Origin of the sequence: Pseudomonas sp., assembly GCF_048269965.1 — a bacterium.
Taxonomy (GTDB): Bacteria; Pseudomonadota; Gammaproteobacteria; order Pseudomonadales; family Pseudomonadaceae; genus Aquipseudomonas.
The window spans coordinates 300,255-317,891 of sequence record NZ_JBLWTV010000002.1 but is presented as its reverse complement, the minus strand read 5'-3'; the positions used below and the strand labels follow the sequence as shown (position 1 = coordinate 317,891).

Genomic DNA, 17,637 nt, shown 5'->3' with positions numbered 1-17,637 from the left:
ATCTCCTAATTGGCTTTTTTAGCCCTCAAGAAATCAGCAAATCGAGCGACTTCATCTACGTCCTTCTGCGTCAGGCCTTTGACTGCCCTGGCCAGGAAAGCAAATTGCTCGGGGCCGGAGTAGGTGGGCTCGCAGCCTGTGAGCAGGTACTCGACTGACCGTCGATAGATGCTTGAAAGCCGTTTGAGCTCTGTTACCTCAATTTTGCGGGCGCCGGACTCGATTCCAGTAATTGCTGTTCGGGGAAGCCCTACGAGCTGGGCAATTTCGGCTTGCGAAAGCCCCAAATACTCCCGAGCAGACCTCAGTCTCTCTGCGATCTGGAGCCGCTCATCATCATTGTCAGTTTCACTCATCTTCCTTCGCCAGGTACGTGAGTACCCCCTCAGTGACTTGTTGAATGAATTGATCGCGTGACTCGTAACCGCCGTTACGGATGATGACTTCCACCGGAATTTTCTGGCCAACGAGCACGTCGATATCGATCATCGCTTCACAAGCTGTCAACGAATCCATAGGTGCGCCCAGGTCATCAATGGATGTGGGGTCGCTGGCTATGGCAATTTCTCGCTCATCCCAGAACGCACCTAGTAGATCTTCGATTTGGCTTTGAATTGAAGTCATTATAGTGTCTGAAAATCGGACGACGGGTGTTTTGAAATACAACCATAAGCTGTGGAATATGGCAACCAGCTAGCATCCACGTTCCTCTGCAATCCTCGTATGAGACGCCAATTCTCAGCTACTCGAGCATGAAACAATGAGTAAACGGCTGGCTGACCTGAGAAACCCAGCGGAAGGCTCCGCTATCTGAGCACTTGGGTATGGATTCAAGCTGGGGCATCCAGATGGCAGCATTAAGCCATTGCACAGATTAGTGTCTCAATGCGTTGACCAGTAAGTGGAGATTTATCAGTGGCAGGAAGAGAGCTAAGTGTAATCGATGCGTTCCATTTTGATTTAATCCAAGCGTGCCAACGTCATGGGGCCATTGACCTGAAAATCTCGCTTAACAGCGGCGATAGGAATCTCAACGCTGACTCCATGTTCGCCATTAATGGGCGATTTTTCCTAGTCGAATTCAAATCCAACATGGGTAGTCTTCAAGACGAGGATCGCAAGGAGTCGGCGTGCTTTCTGTGCGAGGGACTTTTGGAAGTCGCCGAAGCACTCGAACTGCACCAAGAATGTCATTTTGCCATGTGGGGACGAAAAAAAAAGAATGATGGTCTGGACACATTCTATGGAGTCTATGAAGACTTGGTATGTAGACCGGAAACCCTCCCCTCTTGTGAAGCAGTGCGCTGTAACCAAAAACTTAATATCCCCCAAATAGGTGCCGGAGAAGAGCTCGCTGATAAAGTTGCACGAAAATCAGCAGGGCTAGATCGCGCTGGTTTTCTAGCATATTTGGAATGGTTACTTGGAGCCAAGGACACTGCTAGTACTTATGAGGAAAGCAGCGAGCTACCAATTACGCTGTTCGGTACTTCGTTCGCAGGCGGGGTGAAAAGTCGCGAGTTCAAGAACTTTAAACAACTGGCGGATTGGGCAGAACCATTTATCTCGAGCTATAAATCTGCGCAAATTGCGGCAACGCCAGATCCAACTCCGCCCCCGCCCTCTTCCCCTAAGAATGGTAGATCTGGCGGCTTCTCTGGACCAAAATTCTGAAAAATATATGGGCAGCACGCAGCTAGGCAGTGCTGCCAGCATTGTGCAGTTGCTCTGATGCAAACCGGCGCCTGAACTCCAGCCTCCCAAGCTGCGGTACCGAATAACATTATACAAAATTGCACACCTATTAAATCCGACCCATATGCAAATATAGATCCATTTTATCATACGGCAATCGGCCATGAATTGTCGAAGAGCGTGACCAATCATTTTAAAGAACTAGTTCTTGGAGTCTCAGGAGTTCGCGACCTACCCACTTAATCGGCAGGAAGTGACCTCAGGCGAAGCAAAACAGTCAGAACTCACATAATTCGTCGCCATAAAAATTAACGAACCAACTGAAGAACATCCTTAGCTATGACCTCAATGTAATCGAAGTATGAGTCTGGAACACAGTCTTTAAATTTATCTCGTGCTGCTTGTGGCAACCTTCCTTGATTACTGATGCATATTTGCACCAGCGCACTCAAAGCACTCCCTCGAATATCAAGATTCTCATCAACTTTTCTGTGGATTGCTTTGTACTGCGCAAGATAAAGATTATCGCTTTTCATTTTGGCTTCCTACTTGATTAAGCGGTTTGCAGAACGCCACTGAAGTTTAGTCCGCATCTATCAATAAGTAATCCATGCCTTTCCTGCAGAAGCAGAAAGTAATCTCTCATTGGCACAATGTATCTGCTCCAAGCTGCCGACCAAGGCTTTGAGTAATGCCATAGGAAATGCCGGGCACCTTCCCAGGGAGCTGACCTGGTGCTGCAGCTCTCTATGCTAGGAACAAATCAGGCCTTTCCGACCTTCGCAACCTTCGCCATGAATCCCTGTCCTTGTGGTTACCTGGGCGACCCGAGCAACCGCTGTCGCTGCACACCGGAGCAGATCCAGCGCTATCGCGCCAAGCTGTCCGGGCCATTGCTCGATCGCATCGACCTGCACCTGACGGTCGCCCGCGAAACGACGCTATTGAACGCCCCACCGCAAGATGGCGAAAGCACCGCACAAGCAGCAGCGAAGGTCGCACGGGCTCGTGAGCGACAGCTGCAACGCCAAGGGGTGGCCAATGCCTTTCTCGACTTGCCCGGCCTGCGTCAGCACTGCAGCCTGAACGACGCGGATCGCCAGTGGCTGGAAGGTGCCTGTGAACGTCTCGGCCTGTCACTACGCGCCGCGCACCGGGTGCTCAAGGTCGCGCGCACACTGGCTGATCTGGCGGAGCAGCAGCAGATCGGCCGGGACCATCTGGCCGAGGCGCTGCAATATCGCCCCGCCGCAGGATGAATCAGCGGAAGCGCTCGACCTCCTGACGCAGCTGAGCGGCAAGGCGATCCAGCTCGCGTGCGGTATCGGCCAGGTTGGCCACCACTTCACGCTGCTCACCGTTGGCCTGGGCGATGCTCTGCAGGTTGGCGCTGAGCACGGTCGCGGTGCTGCTCTGCTCGCTGGTCGCGGTGGTGATGGCGGCGAATTGCTCGCCGGCCTCGGCGCTCTGCTCACTGATCTGCGCCAGTGCCGCCGCCACCTTGGCGTTACGCTCCAGGCCATCCTGCATCAGCTGTCGGCCCTGCTCCATGGTGGCGATGGCGCTGCTGGTCTCGCTCTGGATGCTGCCGATCATGGTGGAAATCTCGTTGGTCGCCTCGCGGGTGCGTCCAGCCAGGCTGCGCACCTCATCGGCGACGACGGCAAAACCACGCCCCTGCTCGCCGGCCCGCGCTGCTTCGATGGCAGCGTTGAGCGCCAGCAGGTTGGTCTGGTCGGCGATCGCGGTGATGACGCTGACGATACCGCCGATCTCCTGGGAGCGCTGGCCGAGGCCGTTGATCGCCTTGGAGGTTTGCTCAAGTGCTTCGGCGATCTGCACCAGCGCTTCGGAAGCCTGATCCATCGAGGTACGCCCGATGCGGGTCTGCTGGGCGTTGTCGCTCGCCAGACGCTCGGTGCTGCGCATGTTGTCGGCGATGTTCTGCGAGGTGGCGCTGAACTCCTCCACCGCGCCGGCCATGCTGCTGATCTCGCCGGATTGCTGATCGATCCCCTGGTAGGCATCGCGCGACAGCGTGGACATCGCCTGCGAGCGCGCGCTGACATCCTGGGCAGCGCTGCGAATACCCGACACCATGCTCGCCAGCGCTTCGCCCATGCGGTTGAAGCTGCGCGCCAGCTCGCCGATTTCGTCATCGCTGGATTGCGCCATACGCGCGCCAAGATCACCGGCGCCAAGCGCCTGTGCCTGCTGTACCAGGTCGCCCAGCGGGCGCAGTTTGCGTCGCAGCAGCCAGACCACGGCAATGACCGCCAGCAGCAGCGTCAGTGCGCTGCCGATGGCCAACTGGGTACCGACACGCCAGGTGACGGCCTGAATTTCCTCGCGCGGCATGCTCGCCAGCACCGTCCAGGGTCCGCCAGCAAAGGGCATGGCGACGCTGTAGAACTCATCCTGACCATCGGTCCAGAAACCGCCGTCCCCCGCGTGAGCGATCAGCTCGCCGAGGGCCGCTGGCAGTGTATCCAGAGCACCCGTGCCAGCGGGCTTGACCAGCCACTTGCCGTGCTCGTCGAGCACGGCAAGCGAGCCTGTAGTGCCGATACGAAACTCGCCCAGCTTGTCGAGTTGCAGCTTCTGTGCATCGGTGTAGTCGAAGCCGACGAACAGCACGGCAATAACCTGCCCACTGCCATCACGCACGGGGGTGTACTGGGTCATGTAGTTGCGGTCGAAGAGCAAGGCCCGCCCCACGTAACTCTGCCCGGCCAGCAGGCGCTGATAGGCCGGGTGCTGGTGATCAAGCGCCGTTCCCAGAGCACGAGTACCGTCCTGCTTGGTCAGCGAGGTGGTGATGCGGATGAATTCGCTACCGTCACGCACGAACACCGTGGCCACACCCGCCGTCATGCGCGTGAAGTCATCGACCTCGGTGAACTCGTTGTTCAAGCGTGTGGCCCCCAGGTAAAGCGCAGGTGTCTGCAGGCTGCCAACGCTCACACGCTCTTCACTGCGCACCTGTAGACCGGTGCTGAAGCGCTGCTCGAACAATCCGGCCAGACGCTGCGTACTCTCACGCAGGCTGCCGTGGAAGGTTTCGAGCTGGTCGGCCAGCAGGCCCGCCTCGCTGCCCAGGTGCTTTTCGCGCGTGACCAGATTGGCCTCGTTGAGTGAACGCAGGGCAAACAGGGTGCTGACGCTGATCAGCAGCACCAGCACCAGGGCCAGAATGGCAGCCAGCTGCAGGGCTATACGAGAGCGAGGAGGATTCATGAGGGCTCCAGGTGTGCGCCCATGAGCAGATGGGCAGATAACTCAGACGATTTCGACACCACCCAGTCGTCATATGACTCGGCGAAAAGCCGCGAGGATACTTGAGCATTCAGCTCGGTCAATATCAAAGCGCCATACGGTCGTCATTTATTATCAAAACAGTGTAAAAGAGTGACGGCCGATAGGTTTTATCGATCACCCAATAGATACCGACACTCATACCTGCAGAGAGCAGCCTGGTCACACTGCAGTCGGTAAGCCCGATCCGTAATGACAGTCAGAGCCCTGAGCGCTGGCCATGATCGTTCAGCGCAAACGTTCAACCTCGGGCAATGCCAGCGCGGCGACCTCCGCCAGCAAGTAGTCACGCAAACGCCGCAGACGTGTCTGCGCACGATGCCCACGCGGCCACACCAGATAGTAGCTTTCACCACTGAATACCGCCGTCGGCCAGGGCACACCGAGCCGACCGGCGTTCACGTCCTCGGCCACCATCAGCAGGTCCCCAATGGACACGCCATAGCCGCGTGCCGCCGCAACGATGCCCAGTTCGAGCATGTCGAACAGCTGCCCGGTCTTCAGCGGCACCTGCTCACCCAGGCCTGTAGCCTGCAACCAGCGCCGCCAGTCGCGACGATCCGGCGTCGGGTGCAGTTGCTCAGCCGCACGCAGCCGCGCCAGCGACCAGGGACCGGCCTGCGAGTCGCCGGCAGCGCATACCGGAATCAGCCACTCCTCGAACAGCAGCACGCTCTCCCACTCATCTGGAAACTGGCCATCGGACAGCAGCACGGCGCAGTCGAAGGGCTCATGGCGGAAGTCGACCTTGTCCACATCCATCCAGGCGCTGGTGAGCTGCACTTCGCTGTCCGGGTTGGCCAGACGAAAGTGCGACAGGCGCGCCAACAGCCAGCGCATGGTCAGGGTCGACGGTGCCTTCAGGCGCAGCACCTCGTCGTCGGCGTGCAAGACAGCGCTGGCGCGCTCCAGCGCATCGAAGCCCTCGCTCAGCCCCGGCAGCAGGGCACGGGCCGGATCGGTCAGGTGCAGGCTGCGGCCACGGCGCTCGAACAGGCGGCAGGCGAAGTAGTTCTCGAGTGTGCGGATATGCCGGCTCACCGCGCTCTGCGTGATCGCCAGCTCTTCGCCGGCGCGGGTAAAGGAGGCATGCCGGGCTGCGGCCTCGAAGGCGCGCAGGGCGTAAAGCGGAGGAAGACGACGCGTCACTGCATCGAACCATGAGTTTTAATCATGCCTGGCATGGCTATTTTCCTTTTGTGAGCAATCGACAGGAACCACAGAATAGCGGTCATTGCTCATCCCCCGACAGCCTTGGGGGTGCTTATCCTGCCGAAGTTTTACTCATCATGAAGAATTCCCTTGGCCACGAGCTGGGTGCGCTGCTGCGTCTGGCCGGCCCGCTGATCTCCGCGCAACTGGCCCACGCGCTGATGATTTTCACCGACACCCTGATGATGGCCATGCTCGGCCCGCAGCAGTTGGCCGGCGGTGCGCTGGGCGCCACCTGCTATTTCATCTTCTCGATCTTCTGCACCGGAGTGATCGCCGCAGTGGGCAGCCTGATCGCCATTCGCCATGGTGCGAGCGATCCGCCGGGCATCACGCGCCTGATCCGGAACGGCCTGTGGCTGGCCCTGCTGTTGGGTATCGTCAGCGCGCTGTGCCTCAACGGCCTGGGCCCGCTGCTACCGCACCTGGGCCAGGACCCGGGCGCGGCCAGCCAGGCCATGGAGTTCCTGCGCCCGCTGTCGCTGGCCCTGCCTGGCTACCTGTGTTTCATGGCGCTGCGCGGCTTCACCAGTGCCATTGGTCATCCCGGCCCGGTGATGGCCATCAGCATCGCCGGTACCGCTGCCAATTTCGTCATCAACTACGCGCTGATCAAGGGCTGGTTCGGCCTGCCCAACCTGGGCCTGAGTGGCATCGGCATGACCACTGCACTGGTCAGCAGCGCCATGGCCCTGGCATTGGCGCTGTACATCCTGCTCTCGCCGACCTATCAGCGCTACAAACTGCGGGCCGCAATGGGTCGCCCACAACGGGCGGAAATACGCGCCCTGCTGCGCCTGGGCCTGCCCATTGGCGGTACCTACGCCGCCGAGCAGGGGCTGTTCACCTTTGCCACCCTGTGCATGGGCGCGCTGGGCAGTGTGCAACTGGCGGCACATCAGATCGCCATGCAGACGGTGGCGCTGGCGTTCATCGTGCCGCAAGGGCTGTCCTATGCGGTGACCTTCCGCGTCGGCCTGCATTACGGCGCCGGGCATCTGCACCTGTCGCGCCTCAGCGGCCATCTGGGCATGTTCCTGGGAGCGGCGTTGATGTTGCTGTTCGCCCTGCTGTTCTGGCTGCTGCCGGAGTGGATCATCGGCCTGTTCCTCGACCGCCACGATCCGGCCTTCGCCGATATCGTCACCCTCGCGGTCAGCCTGCTGGCGATCGCTGCCTGGTTCGAGCTGTTCGATGGCTTGCAGAGCATCGCCATGGGCGCGATACGCGGGCTGAACGACGGCCGCACCACCCTGCTGATCGGTCTGACCGGCTACTGGTGCGTGGGCGCACCGCTGGTCTGGCTGTTCGCCTTCGCCCTGGGTTGGGGCGCACAGGGCGTCTGGTGGGGCCTGGCTGCCGGCCTGGCAGTCACCGCGAGCGGCCTGGTGCTGGGCTTCCAGTGGAAGACCGCGCGCCTGCAGCGGCTACCTGCGGAGGAAGGCGAGACCTGTCTGTCGTAGCCCGGATGCAAGCCGGCATCCTGAACCGCATATTCCCCGGCTTGCATCCGGGCCTGGATCAGCCGCCGCCGAGCAGCGGCTGGCGCAGGCCGAACACCAGAAAGCGTGCCAGCTCCGCCAGGGGTATGGCCTTGCTGATCAGGTAACCCTGCACCTGATCGCAACCAAACTGGCGCAGCATGTCGAGCTGCTCGATGTTCTCCACCCCTTCGGCCACCACCTCGAGATTGAGGTTGTGCGCCAGATTGATCATCGCCCGCACCAGTTGACGGTTCTCGGCACGCTCGCCCATACCGCCGACAAAGCTCTTGTCGATCTTCAGCAGAGTGATTGGCAGGCTGTTGAGATGAACGAAAGACGAGAAGCCGGTGCCGAAGTCGTCCAGCGAGAAACGCACGCCGAGCCGCCCCAGCGCCAGCATGGTCTGCTGCACCTGATCGCTGCGGCGCATCACTGCGGTTTCGGTCAACTCGAACTCCAGCCACTGCGCATCGACCCCACGCTCTTCGATCAGACGGCTGAGGGTCGGCAGCAACTGGCTGTCCTGAAACTGGCGAAACGACAGGTTGATCGCCATGTGCAGCGCCGGCAGGCCGCGCCCACGCAGCCACTGCATATCGCGCAGGGCACGGGAGATGACCCAGTAACCGAGCGGTACGATCAACCCGGTTTCTTCGGCCAGCGGTACGAATTCATTGGGCGAGAGCAGTCCACGCTCGCTGTGCTGCCAGCGCACCAGGGCCTCCAGGCCGACGATGCGCCCGCTCTTCAGGCACAGACGGGGCTGGTAATGCAGCTCCAGTTCGTCACGGCGTAGCGCACGGCGCAGCTCGCCCTCCAGATCGGCCTGGCTGCGTGCACTGCGGTTCAGGCGCTCGTCGTAGACGTGAAACACGCACCCCTGCTGGCTCTTGGCCTGCTGCATGGCGATATGCGCGTGCCACAGCAGCGGATCGGCGCCCTCGCCCGCGCGGGCATGCGCCAGGCCAAGGCTGCAGCCGATCAGCAGACTCTCGCCGTCCACCCAGTAGGGCTCTCCCAATACCTCGGTGACGCGCTCGGCGAGGCGTTCCACGCGCTGCGGATCGCGGCGAGCATCGAGCAACAGGGCAAATTCGTCGCTACCCAGACGCGCGATCTGATCGCAGGGTTGCAACAACCCCTTGAGCCGCGCCACCACCTGGAGGATCAGGCGGTCTCCGGCCTGGTAGCCGAGGGCATCGTTGGCATGACGGAAGTTGTCCAGATCGAGATGACCCAGCACCAGGCCACGACCGCCACACTCGGCCAGGCGCGCGGCGAGCAGGGTCTGGAAGCCCTGGCGATTGGCGATGCCGGTCAACGGGTCCTGTTCGGCCAGGCGCTGCAGGGTGTGCTTGAGATTGCCCTGTTCGCGCACGTAGCGCAGGCAGCGCCGCAGCACATCGAGGTTGAGGCTGCCGCGCACCAGCCAGTCGCTGACACCGGCAGGCTCTTCGACGGGTTCCTCGTCGAGCAGCAGGACGATGGGCAAGGGGCACTGACGGGGTTCGGGAAGGCGATCCGGGGTACTCAGCAGCAGGCCACTGGCGTGATCATCGAACAGATTGCTGGCCGCTTCCCAGGACGGTGCGGTAATCAGCGGGGATGGGCTGCCCAGGGCGCTCAACTGCTCGCGCAACAATTCGGCCCAGTCCGACGTTTCAGCCAACAGAACCAACCGCAAGGGTTCGACGAGCGTGGACAAGCAACCTCCCCCAATGACCGCAAGAATGATGGCGAATCGCGTCGCCTGAACGCGCCGTAATCGGCGTCTAATCAATCACATCCGTGCGAAAGGTGGTGCACATCCTGAGGTATAGCCAGCAAACCGACAAGTGGAACCAGAGTACTGGAATAAAGCGATTAACCAAGTGCACGGCTATGCAATTTCGTGCGCCAGGCCACAGTTCCGGACGGTCGCGGCAGAAGTCGCCAGGCCTGTTAAAATGCGCGGCCCTTTTTCTGCGAACGATCCCATGTCCCGACTGAACCCCCGGCAACAAGAGGCCGTGAACTACGTCGGCGGCCCGCTTCTGGTGCTCGCCGGTGCCGGTTCCGGCAAGACCAGCGTGATCACGCGCAAGATCGCCCACCTGGTGCAGAACTGCGGCATCCGCGCCCAGCACATCGTCGCCATGACCTTCACCAACAAGGCCGCGCGCGAGATGAAGGAACGCGTCGGCACCCTGCTCAAGGGCAGCGAGGCGCGCGGCCTGACCGTGTCCACCTTCCACAACCTGGGCATGAACATCATCCGCAAGGAGTACGCGCGCCTGGGCTACAAGCCCGGCTTCTCGATCTTCGACGACGGCGACATCAAGGCGCTGCTCAGCGACATCATGCAGAAGGAGTATGCCGGCGACGACGGTGCCGACGAGGTGAAGAACCTCATCGACAGCTGGAAGAACGACCTGATCCTGCCCGACGAAGCCCTGGCCAAGGCGCGCAATCCCAAGGAGCAGACTGCCGCCATCGTCTACCTGCACTACCAGCGCACGCTCAAGGCCTACAACGCAGTGGACTTCAACGACCTGATCCTGCTGCCGGTCAAGCTCTTTCAGGAGCACGCCGACATCCTGGAGAAGTGGCAGAACCGCATCCGCTACCTGCTGGTCGACGAATACCAGGACACCAACTCCAGCCAGTACCTGCTGGTGAAACTGCTGGTGGGCATGCGCAACCAGATCACCGTGGTCGGCGACGACGACCAGTCGATCTACGCCTGGCGCGGCGCACGGCCGGAAAACCTGATGCTGCTCAAAGAGGATTATCCCTCGCTGAAGGTAGTGATGCTGGAGCAGAACTACCGCTCCACCAGCCGCATTCTCAAGTGCGCCAACACCCTCATCGCCAACAACCCCCACGCCTTCGAGAAGCAGCTGTGGTCGGAGATGGGCATGGGCGACGAGATTCGCGTGATCCGCACCCGCAACGAAGACGCCGAGTGCGAACGGGTGGCGCTGGAAATCCTCACCGAACACCTGCGCACCCAGCGCCCCTACAGCGACTTCGCCATCCTCTATCGCGGCAACTACCAGGCCAAGCTGATGGAGCTGAAACTGCAGCACCACCAGATTCCCTATCGCCTGTCCGGCGGCACCAGCTTCTTCGCCCGCCAGGAAGTGAAGGACCTGATGAGTTACTTCCGCCTGCTGGTCAACCCGGAAGACGACAACGCCTTCCTGCGGGTGATCAACGTGCCGCGCCGGGAGATCGGCTCCGCCACCCTGGAGAAACTCGGCAACTACGCCAACGAGCGCAAGATCAGCATGTACGCCGCAGCCGGCGAGATCGGCCTCGGCGAGCATCTCGATGCACGCTTCACCGAGCGCCTGCAGCGCTTCACCCGCTGGATGGATCGTGTACGCCAGGAATGCGCGCAGAACGATCCGATCGCCGCCATCCGCAGCATGGTCATGGACATCGACTACGAGAACTGGCTGCGGCAGAACGCCTCCAGCGACAAGGTGGCCGACGCGCGCATGGGCAACGTCTGGTTTCTCGTCGATGCGCTGAAGAGCACGCTGGAGCGCGACGAAGACGGCGACATGACCATCGAAGACGCCATCGGCAAACTGGTGCTGCGCGACATGCTCGAACGCCAGCAGGAAGAGGAAGAAGGCGCCGAGGGCGTGCAGATGATGACCATGCACGCCTCCAAGGGCCTGGAGTTTCCGTCGGTGTACATCATTGGCTTCGAGGAGGAGATTCTCCCTCACCGCTCCAGCATCGAGGCCGACACCATCGAGGAAGAGCGGCGCCTGGCCTACGTCGGCATCACCCGCGCCAAGCGCAACCTGGCGCTGACCTTCGCCGCCAAGCGCAAGCAGTACGGCGAGGTGATCGACTGCTCGCCGAGCCGCTTCCTGGATGAGCTGCCGCCGGAAGACCTGGTATGGGAAGGCCTGGAAGAGGCGCCCGTGGAGGTCAAGGCGGCGCGCGGCAACGATGCACTGGCCAATATGCGGGCGATGCTCAAGCGCTGAGGTCATGGCTGACTGGTGTATGGTCGGTTTTTTCGGTGGGCTGAAGCCCACCCTACAGACTGGCGATCCTCTTCAGCGGTGTAGGGTGGGCCGGGCGGCGATCCGCTTCAGCCCACCCCTTCCAATGCCACTGGCACCCTCGTCATATTTGCCAGTCAGAACAAGACATCGTTCAGAAACAGGGGCAGCAACCATGCGCACATTCACGCTCGACCTCGATGCCCTGACTCAGTTGATCAATGGCCGTGAACAGCAGGAGAACTGGCTGGACCTGGAAAGCGGTAGCGTGCTGACCCTGGCGCCGGAAGATCACCACAGCGACGAGCGCCAGCAAGTCGAACTGAATCCGGATCGCTACACCCGGATACCCAACCTCGACGTCCCCCAGCGCGTGGCCATGCGTGAGTCCTTCCTGTTCACCCTCGACGACCTGCACGCCCACCCACTACTGAGCGCCGCGTTGACCGGGCGCCGGCCGCTGCGCGCGTTCGACTACGAGATCGAATCCTTTCCAGTGATTCGTCAGCAGTGGCAGGCCTACGAGCTCAAGCAACTGCGCGAGTACACGCTCAACTGGCTTTACGAGCTGGGCCTGGAGCCCGCACCGGACAAGCTGCCGCTGGATACGCGTGGAATCCCCAGGGACATCCTGCGCCGCCTGACCAAAAGCGCCTGAGCGGAGCACGCCCCGGATTGCATCTGGGCTACAGCTGGCCGCGACCAACAACCTGTCTAACCGGTCAATTGGCCACGACTGTCGGGCAGGCTGCGGTTTCACTACACAATGCAGGGTGTTTTGAGCGAAAATCCGCAGCTTTTCTGCTCAACCAGAGGATCGACCGTGGAGTCGTTGAAACAGAAGATTCGCAGCGAAGGCATCGTGCTGTCCGAGCATGTACTCAAGGTGGACGCCTTTCTCAACCACCAGATCGATCCGCGCCTGATGCAGGAGATCGGCCACGAGTTCGCCCAGCGTTTCGCCGGCCAGGGCATCACCAAGATCGTCACCATCGAGGCCTCGGGCATCGCCCCGGCAGTGATGGCAGGCCTGGAGCTGGGCATTCCGGTGATTTTCGCGCGCAAGTTCCAGTCGCTGACGCTCAAGGACGACCTGCTGATCTCCAAGGTGTTCTCCTTCACCAAGCAGACCGAGAGCACCATCGCCATTTCCGCCCGTCACCTGACCGCCGCGGATCGCGTACTGGTGATCGACGACTTCCTCGCCAACGGCCACGCCGCCAAGGCGCTGATCGACCTGATTCAGCAGGCCGGCGCTCAGATTGCCGGTATCGGCATCGTCATCGAGAAGTCCTTCCAGGACGGCCGCAACCTGCTGGAGAGCGAAGGCTACCGCGTCGAGTCGCTGGCCCGTGTTGCCGCGCTGGAAGACGGCCAGGTGCGTTTCCTCGACTAAGCCCCGCGAGTGGCTTGCAGCCCCGCCAGCAACAAGCGCTGGCAGAGGGCTTCACGCATCCCGTCAGGCGCCTCCAGGCTCATGCGCCGCAGATGTTCGGCATAGGCGGCCGGCTCGGGCGCATCGAGCGTGGCCTTGCCCAGCTCCAGCACCTCGGTCAGCCGCAGCTTGCTCTTGAGCCAGCTCAGCGCCCGCAGCAGATCCTGCTCCACCTCGCTGAAGTCGCTGCCCAGCGGGTATTCGGCGAACAATGCTGAATCTTCGGCATGCAGCGCCTGCAGACGCTCGGGCAGGTTGTTGCAAAAGCGCTCAGCGAGGCGAAAGTCCGTCGGCAGCTTGCCGGCCTGCTGGGCCTGCTCGATCAGCCCGTTCTGGAAGCGTGAATCGCTGATCTTGAGCAGCGCCTCGATCACCTGCGCGTCGGTCTTGCCGCGCAGATCGGCGATGCCGTATTCGGTCACCACGATATCGCGCAGGTGCCGGGGGATGGTGGCGTGGCCATATTCCCAGACAATGTTCGAATTCACCTCACCGCCTGACTCGCGCCAGCTGCGCAGCAGCAGGATCGAGCGCGCATCCTCCAGCGCATGGGCCTGGGCGACGAAGTTGTATTGCCCGCCTACGCCGCTAAGCACCCGACCGTCCTCCAGTTGATCGGCCACGCCCGCACCGAGCAGGGTCATGGTGAAAGCCGTATTGATGAAGCGTGCATCACGGCGCTGCAGACGCTTGAGTTCCTCTTGGCCGTACAGCTCGTTGATGTAGCGGATGCCGGTCATGGCAAAGCGCTGCCGTTCGCCGTCATCCAGCTCGCGCAGACGCCGGTAGAAGCTTTCCGGGCCAAGGAAGAAACCACCATGCAGCACCACGCCACCCTGCGCGCTGCCGAGACTGGATTGCAGGCGAGCCTGCGTCTGGGGATCACCGAGATCCGCTGCGACGCGGCTACCGTCAAGCCACCGCAACTCGCCCGCCTCCAGCTGCATATCGCCTTGCAGCAGACCGCTATCGCGCAGCCAGGCCAGATCGCTCGGCTGCAACTGCGTCGGCAGCCCCGCGTCGACCAGCGCCTGAACGCTATGCGGACGACCGTGTTCATCCAGCGCACCACTATACGCCAGACGCTGCAGGCGCAGATCCGGGTAGACCCGACGCCGCAGCAGGCCAGCCTCGGCCAGTGCCAGCAAGCCGTTGACGAACATTTCGCTGCAGCCATAGAGGCCATGATCGAGCGGCTCGACACCGCCGTTGGCGGCGATTTCACCCGCCCACTCATCAGCACCCAGCGCCTGCAACAGTGCGCGGTAACGGGCATTGTCGTCCTGCCTGGCGATCATGGCTGCCGTCAGGGCATCACCCATCGCACCGATGCCGATCTGCAGGGTGCCGCCGTCGCGCACCAGGGTGCTGGCGAACAGGCCGATGCAATGATCCTGCAGGGTCACCGGCATGTTCGGTGTGGAGAACAGCGTGCTGCGCTCGTCCTCGTCGATATGGATATCGAAGGTATCGCGCGGCACCTGGGCATCGCCAGCCATGTAGGGCAGGTCGCTGTGGATCTGAGCGACGCTGAGCACGGTCTCGCCAGCCTCGCGGCGCGTGTCCAGCAGTGGCAGCAGATCGAGGGTGACGTCCGGGTTGCAGCTCAGGCTGAAGTGCTCGGGCTGCGCGGCGTCGACGGCGACCAGTTGGGCGACCAGATTCAGGCCCTTGGCATTGAGGTCACGGGCGACATGGCTGTAGTTGCTGCTGATGTAGTCCTGCTGCGCCGGCTCGCATTGGAGCAGGCTGCCCGGCTGGAAGAAGAACTGCTCGACGCGCACGTTGGCCGGCAGCTTGCCACCGTGCAGGTCGGCGAGAAAATCCAGCTCGGGATAATCGCCGTAGACCCGATCGACGAAAGGCTCGAGAAAGCGTCGCTGCAAGTCCTGGGCGGCGCGCGGACGCGCCAGGCACAGCGCGGTGTAGATGGTCAGTTGCCGCTCGGGCATCTCCCGCACCCGTGCATACAGCGCGTTGACCCAGCGATTGGGCTTGCCCAGACCGAGCGGTAAACCCAGATGAATCGGCCCGGCGATCTCGCTCAGTACGCGATCGACGGCTTGTTCGAGGGTACAGGTATGCGGCATCTGACGCTCCTCGGGGCATCCATGACGAATGGAGTTTGGACTGTATAGCCGCGTGCCGCTGCCATAAACGAAAAAACCGCCCGGAGGGCGGTTTTTCAGGCAAGAGACGGGTCTTACAGACCGGACATCTTCTTGATCGCTTCGCGCAGTTCGTCGTCCGAGCAATCCGCGCAGGTGCCTTTCGGTGGCATGGCGTTAATGCCGGAGATGGCCTTGGCCAGGATGCCGTCGAGACCGCCCTGGTGGTCGGCACGCTCTTTCCAGGCAGCGGTGTCGCCGATCTTCGGTGCATCCAGCACGCCGGTGGCGTGGCAGGCATTGCAATGCTTGGCGATGATGTCGTCAGCGGTACGTGCACCACCACCGGCGGATGCGGCGACGGTTTCAACGCCCTTGCACTCTTCGCCCATGATGCACACGTCGCCTACAGGCTTGAGGCGCTCGGCAATGGCTTCATCGGTCGTGGCCTGAGCAGTCACTGCCCACAGGGCCAATACGGCAGCCGGTACTGCCAGCATTTTCTTCATCAGATTCACGGTACACCCTCTTCGTGGCTAGTCACGCCCGCGGCCACGGTTTCGCGAGCGGGCGACAGTATAACGGCAAGCGGGCCTGGCCGAAACAACCCAGATTGTCGCAGGGTTATTGATCAGAAGTTCGCTGGCGTGGTGGCACTGATCAAACGCGCCGGCACATCGAACGGATTGCGGAAGCGATGCGGCTTGCTGCTTTCGAAGTAATAGCTGTCGCCCGGCTCGAGGATGAATACCTCGCTGCCAACGGTCAGTTCCAGCTTGCCCTCGACCAGCATGCCAGCCTCTTCGCCTTCGTGGGCGTACATTTCGTCACCGGTATCGGTGCCGGCCGGGTAGGTTTCGTCGAGAAAGGAAATGGCGCGACTCGGATGGGCCTTGCCAATCAGCTTCATGGTGATGGCGCCACTGCAGATATCGGTCAGCTCGGCGGCACGATAGACCACCTGGGTCTGGTTTTCCTGCTCCATGTCGAGCGAGAAGAATTCCACCAGCGACATGGGAATGCCGCCGAGCACCTTTTTCAGCGAACTGATCGAGGGGCTGACGCTGTTCTTCTCGATCATGGAAATGGTGCTGTTGGTGACGCCCGCCCGCTTGGCGAGTTCACGCTGGGAGAGGCCTTTGAGCTTACGAATCGATTGCAGTCGAACGCCGACGTCCAATGCTGGAATCCCCCTTGGGATAAGAGACGGAAAAGTGTCCGTATCATGGCATAGCGTTCGGAATTTACAACACTTGCGTTCACCCTTCGCCTACACGGCGAACTCAGCCCCCGAGATAGAGCAGCGGTACCCGCCGCAGGTTGCAAAAAATCTGATAGGGAATGCTGCCAGCCGCCATGGCCACGTCGCTGGCCAGCACCTGCTTGCCCCATAGCTCGACACGGCTGCCGAGGCCGGCCTGCGGCAGATCGGTCAGGTCCACGGTGAGCATGTCCATCGACACGCGGCCGATCAGCCGGGTCAGTTGGCCGTCGACCAGCACCGGCGTGCCGGTCGGTGCGTGACGCGGATAACCATCGGCATAGCCCATGGCGACCACGCCAACGCGAGTCGGTCTTTCGGCCACGAAGCGCGCGCCATAGCCCACCGGCTCACCGGCCGGCAGCTCACGCACGCTGATGACCTTCGACTCCAGCGTCATCACCGGCTGCAGGCGCGCAGCGTGCTGCTGAGCCTGCTCGAACGGCGTGGCGCCGTACAGCATGATGCCGGGGCGCACCCAGTCACTGGGCACCTCTGGCCAGCCGAGCACGGCCGGCGAATTGCGCAGGCTGACCTCGGAGCTGAGACCGTCGCGAGCCTGCTGGAACACCGCCAGTTGCTCGGACGTGCGCTCGCACTCGGGCTCGTCGGCACGGGCGAAGTGGCTCATCAGCACGATCTTGCTGACCTTGCCGCTGGCCAGCAGGCGACGATAGGCGGCCTGGTAATCGGCCGGATGCAGACCAACGCGGTGCATGCCGCTGTCGAGTTTGAGCCAAACGGTCAGCGGCTTGCTCAGTTGGGCCTGCTCGATGGCCTCGATCTGCCACTGCGCATGAATCACGCACCACAGGTCATGCTGCTCGATCAGCGCCAGCTCGTCAGCCTCGAAGAAGCCTTCGAGCAACAGGATCGGCGCAGCAATCCCCGCCTCGCGCAGTACCAGCGCCTCTTCGATGCAGGCCACGGCAAAGCCGTCGGCCTCGGCTTCGAGTGCCTGCGCACAGCGCACCGAGCCATGCCCGTAAGCATCGGCCTTGACCACGGCGAGGGCACGGGCACCGCTCAGTTCACGGGCCAGGCGGTAGTTATGACGCAGGGCATCGAGGTCGATCAGGGCACGGGCAGGACGCATGGTCGTTTATCTCTCAATCATTCGCTG

General features: G+C 61.6%; 15 protein-coding genes and 2 pseudogenes. 6 read left to right on the top strand and 11 right to left on the bottom strand.

Going from position 1 to position 17,637, the window contains the following annotated elements:
- Window positions 1-5 precede the first annotated feature (5 nt).
- Complete coding sequence (locus ACN0X6_RS03730; protein WP_414209375.1) at window positions 6-356, bottom strand: helix-turn-helix domain-containing protein; 351 nt, start codon at window positions 354-356, stop codon at window positions 6-8.
- Window positions 349-624 (bottom strand): hypothetical protein, encoded by a 276-nt coding sequence (locus tag ACN0X6_RS03725; RefSeq protein WP_414209376.1) that lies wholly within the window; start codon window positions 622-624, stop codon window positions 349-351. The genes ACN0X6_RS03730 and ACN0X6_RS03725 overlap by 8 nt, the downstream gene beginning before the upstream one ends.
- A gap of 291 nt (window positions 625-915) precedes the next feature.
- On the opposite strand from ACN0X6_RS03725, the gene ACN0X6_RS03720 reads away from it, so the two are divergent.
- Window positions 916-1,674 carry a hypothetical protein gene (locus ACN0X6_RS03720; protein ID WP_417702204.1) on the top strand — a complete coding sequence of 253 codons (759 nt, stop codon included), beginning with the start codon at window positions 916-918 and terminating at the stop codon, window positions 1,672-1,674.
- Window positions 1,675-2,003: 329 nt separating this feature from the next.
- Here ACN0X6_RS03720 and ACN0X6_RS03715 read toward each other — a convergent pair whose 3' ends face one another.
- Window positions 2,004-2,231: a hypothetical protein gene (locus tag ACN0X6_RS03715; protein ID WP_414207642.1), complete on the bottom strand. Its 228-nt coding sequence runs from the start codon at window positions 2,229-2,231 to the stop codon at window positions 2,004-2,006.
- A 255-nt stretch (window positions 2,232-2,486) separates the two neighbouring features.
- On the opposite strand from ACN0X6_RS03715, the pseudogene ACN0X6_RS03710 reads away from it, so the two are divergent.
- Window positions 2,487-2,954: pseudogene (locus ACN0X6_RS03710) on the top strand (ATP-binding protein); the annotation flags it as partial.
- A 1-nt stretch (window position 2,955) separates the two neighbouring features.
- Here the strand turns inward: ACN0X6_RS03710 and ACN0X6_RS03705 are convergent.
- The 3 genes and pseudogenes from ACN0X6_RS03705 to ACN0X6_RS03695 form a co-directional block, all read right to left on the bottom strand.
- Entirely contained in the window at window positions 2,956-3,678 is a 723-nt protein-coding gene (locus ACN0X6_RS03705) for a methyl-accepting chemotaxis protein (protein WP_417702337.1), read from the bottom strand.
- Window positions 3,679-3,813: 135 nt separating this feature from the next.
- Window positions 3,814-4,932: pseudogene (locus tag ACN0X6_RS03700) on the bottom strand (Cache 3/Cache 2 fusion domain-containing protein); the annotation flags it as partial.
- Between the two features lie 306 nt (window positions 4,933-5,238).
- Window positions 5,239-6,159, bottom strand: coding sequence for a LysR substrate-binding domain-containing protein (locus ACN0X6_RS03695; protein WP_417702201.1), 921 nt, complete (start codon window positions 6,157-6,159; stop codon window positions 5,239-5,241).
- Window positions 6,160-6,299: 140 nt separating this feature from the next.
- Here ACN0X6_RS03695 and ACN0X6_RS03690 point away from each other — a divergent pair, with 140 nt between their 5' ends.
- Window positions 6,300-7,685, top strand: coding sequence for a NorM family multidrug efflux MATE transporter (locus ACN0X6_RS03690; protein ID WP_417702199.1), 1,386 nt, complete (start codon window positions 6,300-6,302; stop codon window positions 7,683-7,685).
- 58 nt (window positions 7,686-7,743) lie between these two features.
- On the opposite strand, the gene ACN0X6_RS03685 is transcribed toward ACN0X6_RS03690, so the two are convergent.
- Window positions 7,744-9,411 carry a putative bifunctional diguanylate cyclase/phosphodiesterase gene (locus ACN0X6_RS03685; RefSeq protein WP_417702197.1) on the bottom strand — a complete coding sequence of 556 codons (1,668 nt, stop codon included), beginning with the start codon at window positions 9,409-9,411 and terminating at the stop codon, window positions 7,744-7,746.
- A gap of 271 nt (window positions 9,412-9,682) precedes the next feature.
- On the opposite strand from ACN0X6_RS03685, the gene rep reads away from it, so the two are divergent.
- The 3 genes from rep to ACN0X6_RS03670 all read left to right on the top strand — a co-directional run bounded on the left by rep (window position 9,683) and on the right by ACN0X6_RS03670 (window position 13,106).
- On the top strand, window positions 9,683-11,692 hold the full coding sequence (gene rep, locus ACN0X6_RS03680) for a DNA helicase Rep (RefSeq protein WP_417702196.1): 2,010 nt from the start codon (window positions 9,683-9,685) through the stop codon (window positions 11,690-11,692).
- A 193-nt stretch (window positions 11,693-11,885) separates the two neighbouring features.
- On the top strand, window positions 11,886-12,368 hold the full coding sequence (locus tag ACN0X6_RS03675; RefSeq protein ID WP_417702194.1) for a UPF0158 family protein: 483 nt from the start codon (window positions 11,886-11,888) through the stop codon (window positions 12,366-12,368).
- Between the two features lie 165 nt (window positions 12,369-12,533).
- Window positions 12,534-13,106, top strand: a complete 573-nt coding sequence (locus tag ACN0X6_RS03670; protein ID WP_160016867.1) for a xanthine phosphoribosyltransferase — start codon at window positions 12,534-12,536, stop codon at window positions 13,104-13,106.
- On the opposite strand, the gene ACN0X6_RS03665 is transcribed toward ACN0X6_RS03670, so the two are convergent.
- The 4 genes from ACN0X6_RS03665 to alr form a co-directional block, all read right to left on the bottom strand.
- The gene (locus ACN0X6_RS03665) at window positions 13,103-15,235 is read right to left on the bottom strand and encodes an acetyl-CoA hydrolase/transferase C-terminal domain-containing protein (RefSeq protein WP_417702192.1); all 2,133 of its coding nucleotides are present in this window, start codon (window positions 15,233-15,235) and stop codon (window positions 13,103-13,105) included. The two genes, ACN0X6_RS03670 and ACN0X6_RS03665, sit on opposite strands and share 4 nt — an antisense overlap.
- A gap of 113 nt (window positions 15,236-15,348) precedes the next feature.
- Window positions 15,349-15,771: a c-type cytochrome gene (locus ACN0X6_RS03660; protein ID WP_074915285.1), complete on the bottom strand. Its 423-nt coding sequence runs from the start codon at window positions 15,769-15,771 to the stop codon at window positions 15,349-15,351.
- 113 nt (window positions 15,772-15,884) lie between these two features.
- On the bottom strand, window positions 15,885-16,433 hold the full coding sequence (locus ACN0X6_RS03655) for a cupin domain-containing protein (protein ID WP_417702190.1): 549 nt from the start codon (window positions 16,431-16,433) through the stop codon (window positions 15,885-15,887).
- A gap of 103 nt (window positions 16,434-16,536) precedes the next feature.
- Window positions 16,537-17,610 carry an alanine racemase gene (alr, locus tag ACN0X6_RS03650; RefSeq protein ID WP_417702188.1) on the bottom strand — a complete coding sequence of 358 codons (1,074 nt, stop codon included), beginning with the start codon at window positions 17,608-17,610 and terminating at the stop codon, window positions 16,537-16,539.
- Window positions 17,611-17,637 lie beyond the last annotated feature (27 nt).

Excerpts from the sequence above, each read along its gene's own strand:
- ACN0X6_RS03730 (WP_414209375.1), bottom strand. The coding sequence starts at position 356 with ATGAGTGAAACTGACAATGATGATGAGCGGCTCCAGATCGCAGAGAGA.
- ACN0X6_RS03725 (WP_414209376.1), bottom strand. The coding sequence starts at position 624 with ATGACTTCAATTCAAAGCCAAATCGAAGATCTACTAGGTGCGTTCTGG.
- ACN0X6_RS03715 (WP_414207642.1), bottom strand. The coding sequence starts at position 2,231 with ATGAAAAGCGATAATCTTTATCTTGCGCAGTACAAAGCAATCCACAGA.
- ACN0X6_RS03705 (WP_417702337.1), bottom strand. The coding sequence starts at position 3,678 with ATGGCCGGCGCGGTGGAGGAGTTCAGCGCCACCTCGCAGAACATCGCC.
- ACN0X6_RS03690 (WP_417702199.1), top strand. The coding sequence starts at position 6,300 with ATGAAGAATTCCCTTGGCCACGAGCTGGGTGCGCTGCTGCGTCTGGCC.
- rep (WP_417702196.1), top strand. The coding sequence starts at position 9,683 with ATGTCCCGACTGAACCCCCGGCAACAAGAGGCCGTGAACTACGTCGGC.
- ACN0X6_RS03675 (WP_417702194.1), top strand. The coding sequence starts at position 11,886 with ATGCGCACATTCACGCTCGACCTCGATGCCCTGACTCAGTTGATCAAT.
- ACN0X6_RS03665 (WP_417702192.1), bottom strand. The coding sequence starts at position 15,235 with ATGCCGCATACCTGTACCCTCGAACAAGCCGTCGATCGCGTACTGAGC.
- alr (WP_417702188.1), bottom strand. The coding sequence starts at position 17,610 with ATGCGTCCTGCCCGTGCCCTGATCGACCTCGATGCCCTGCGTCATAAC.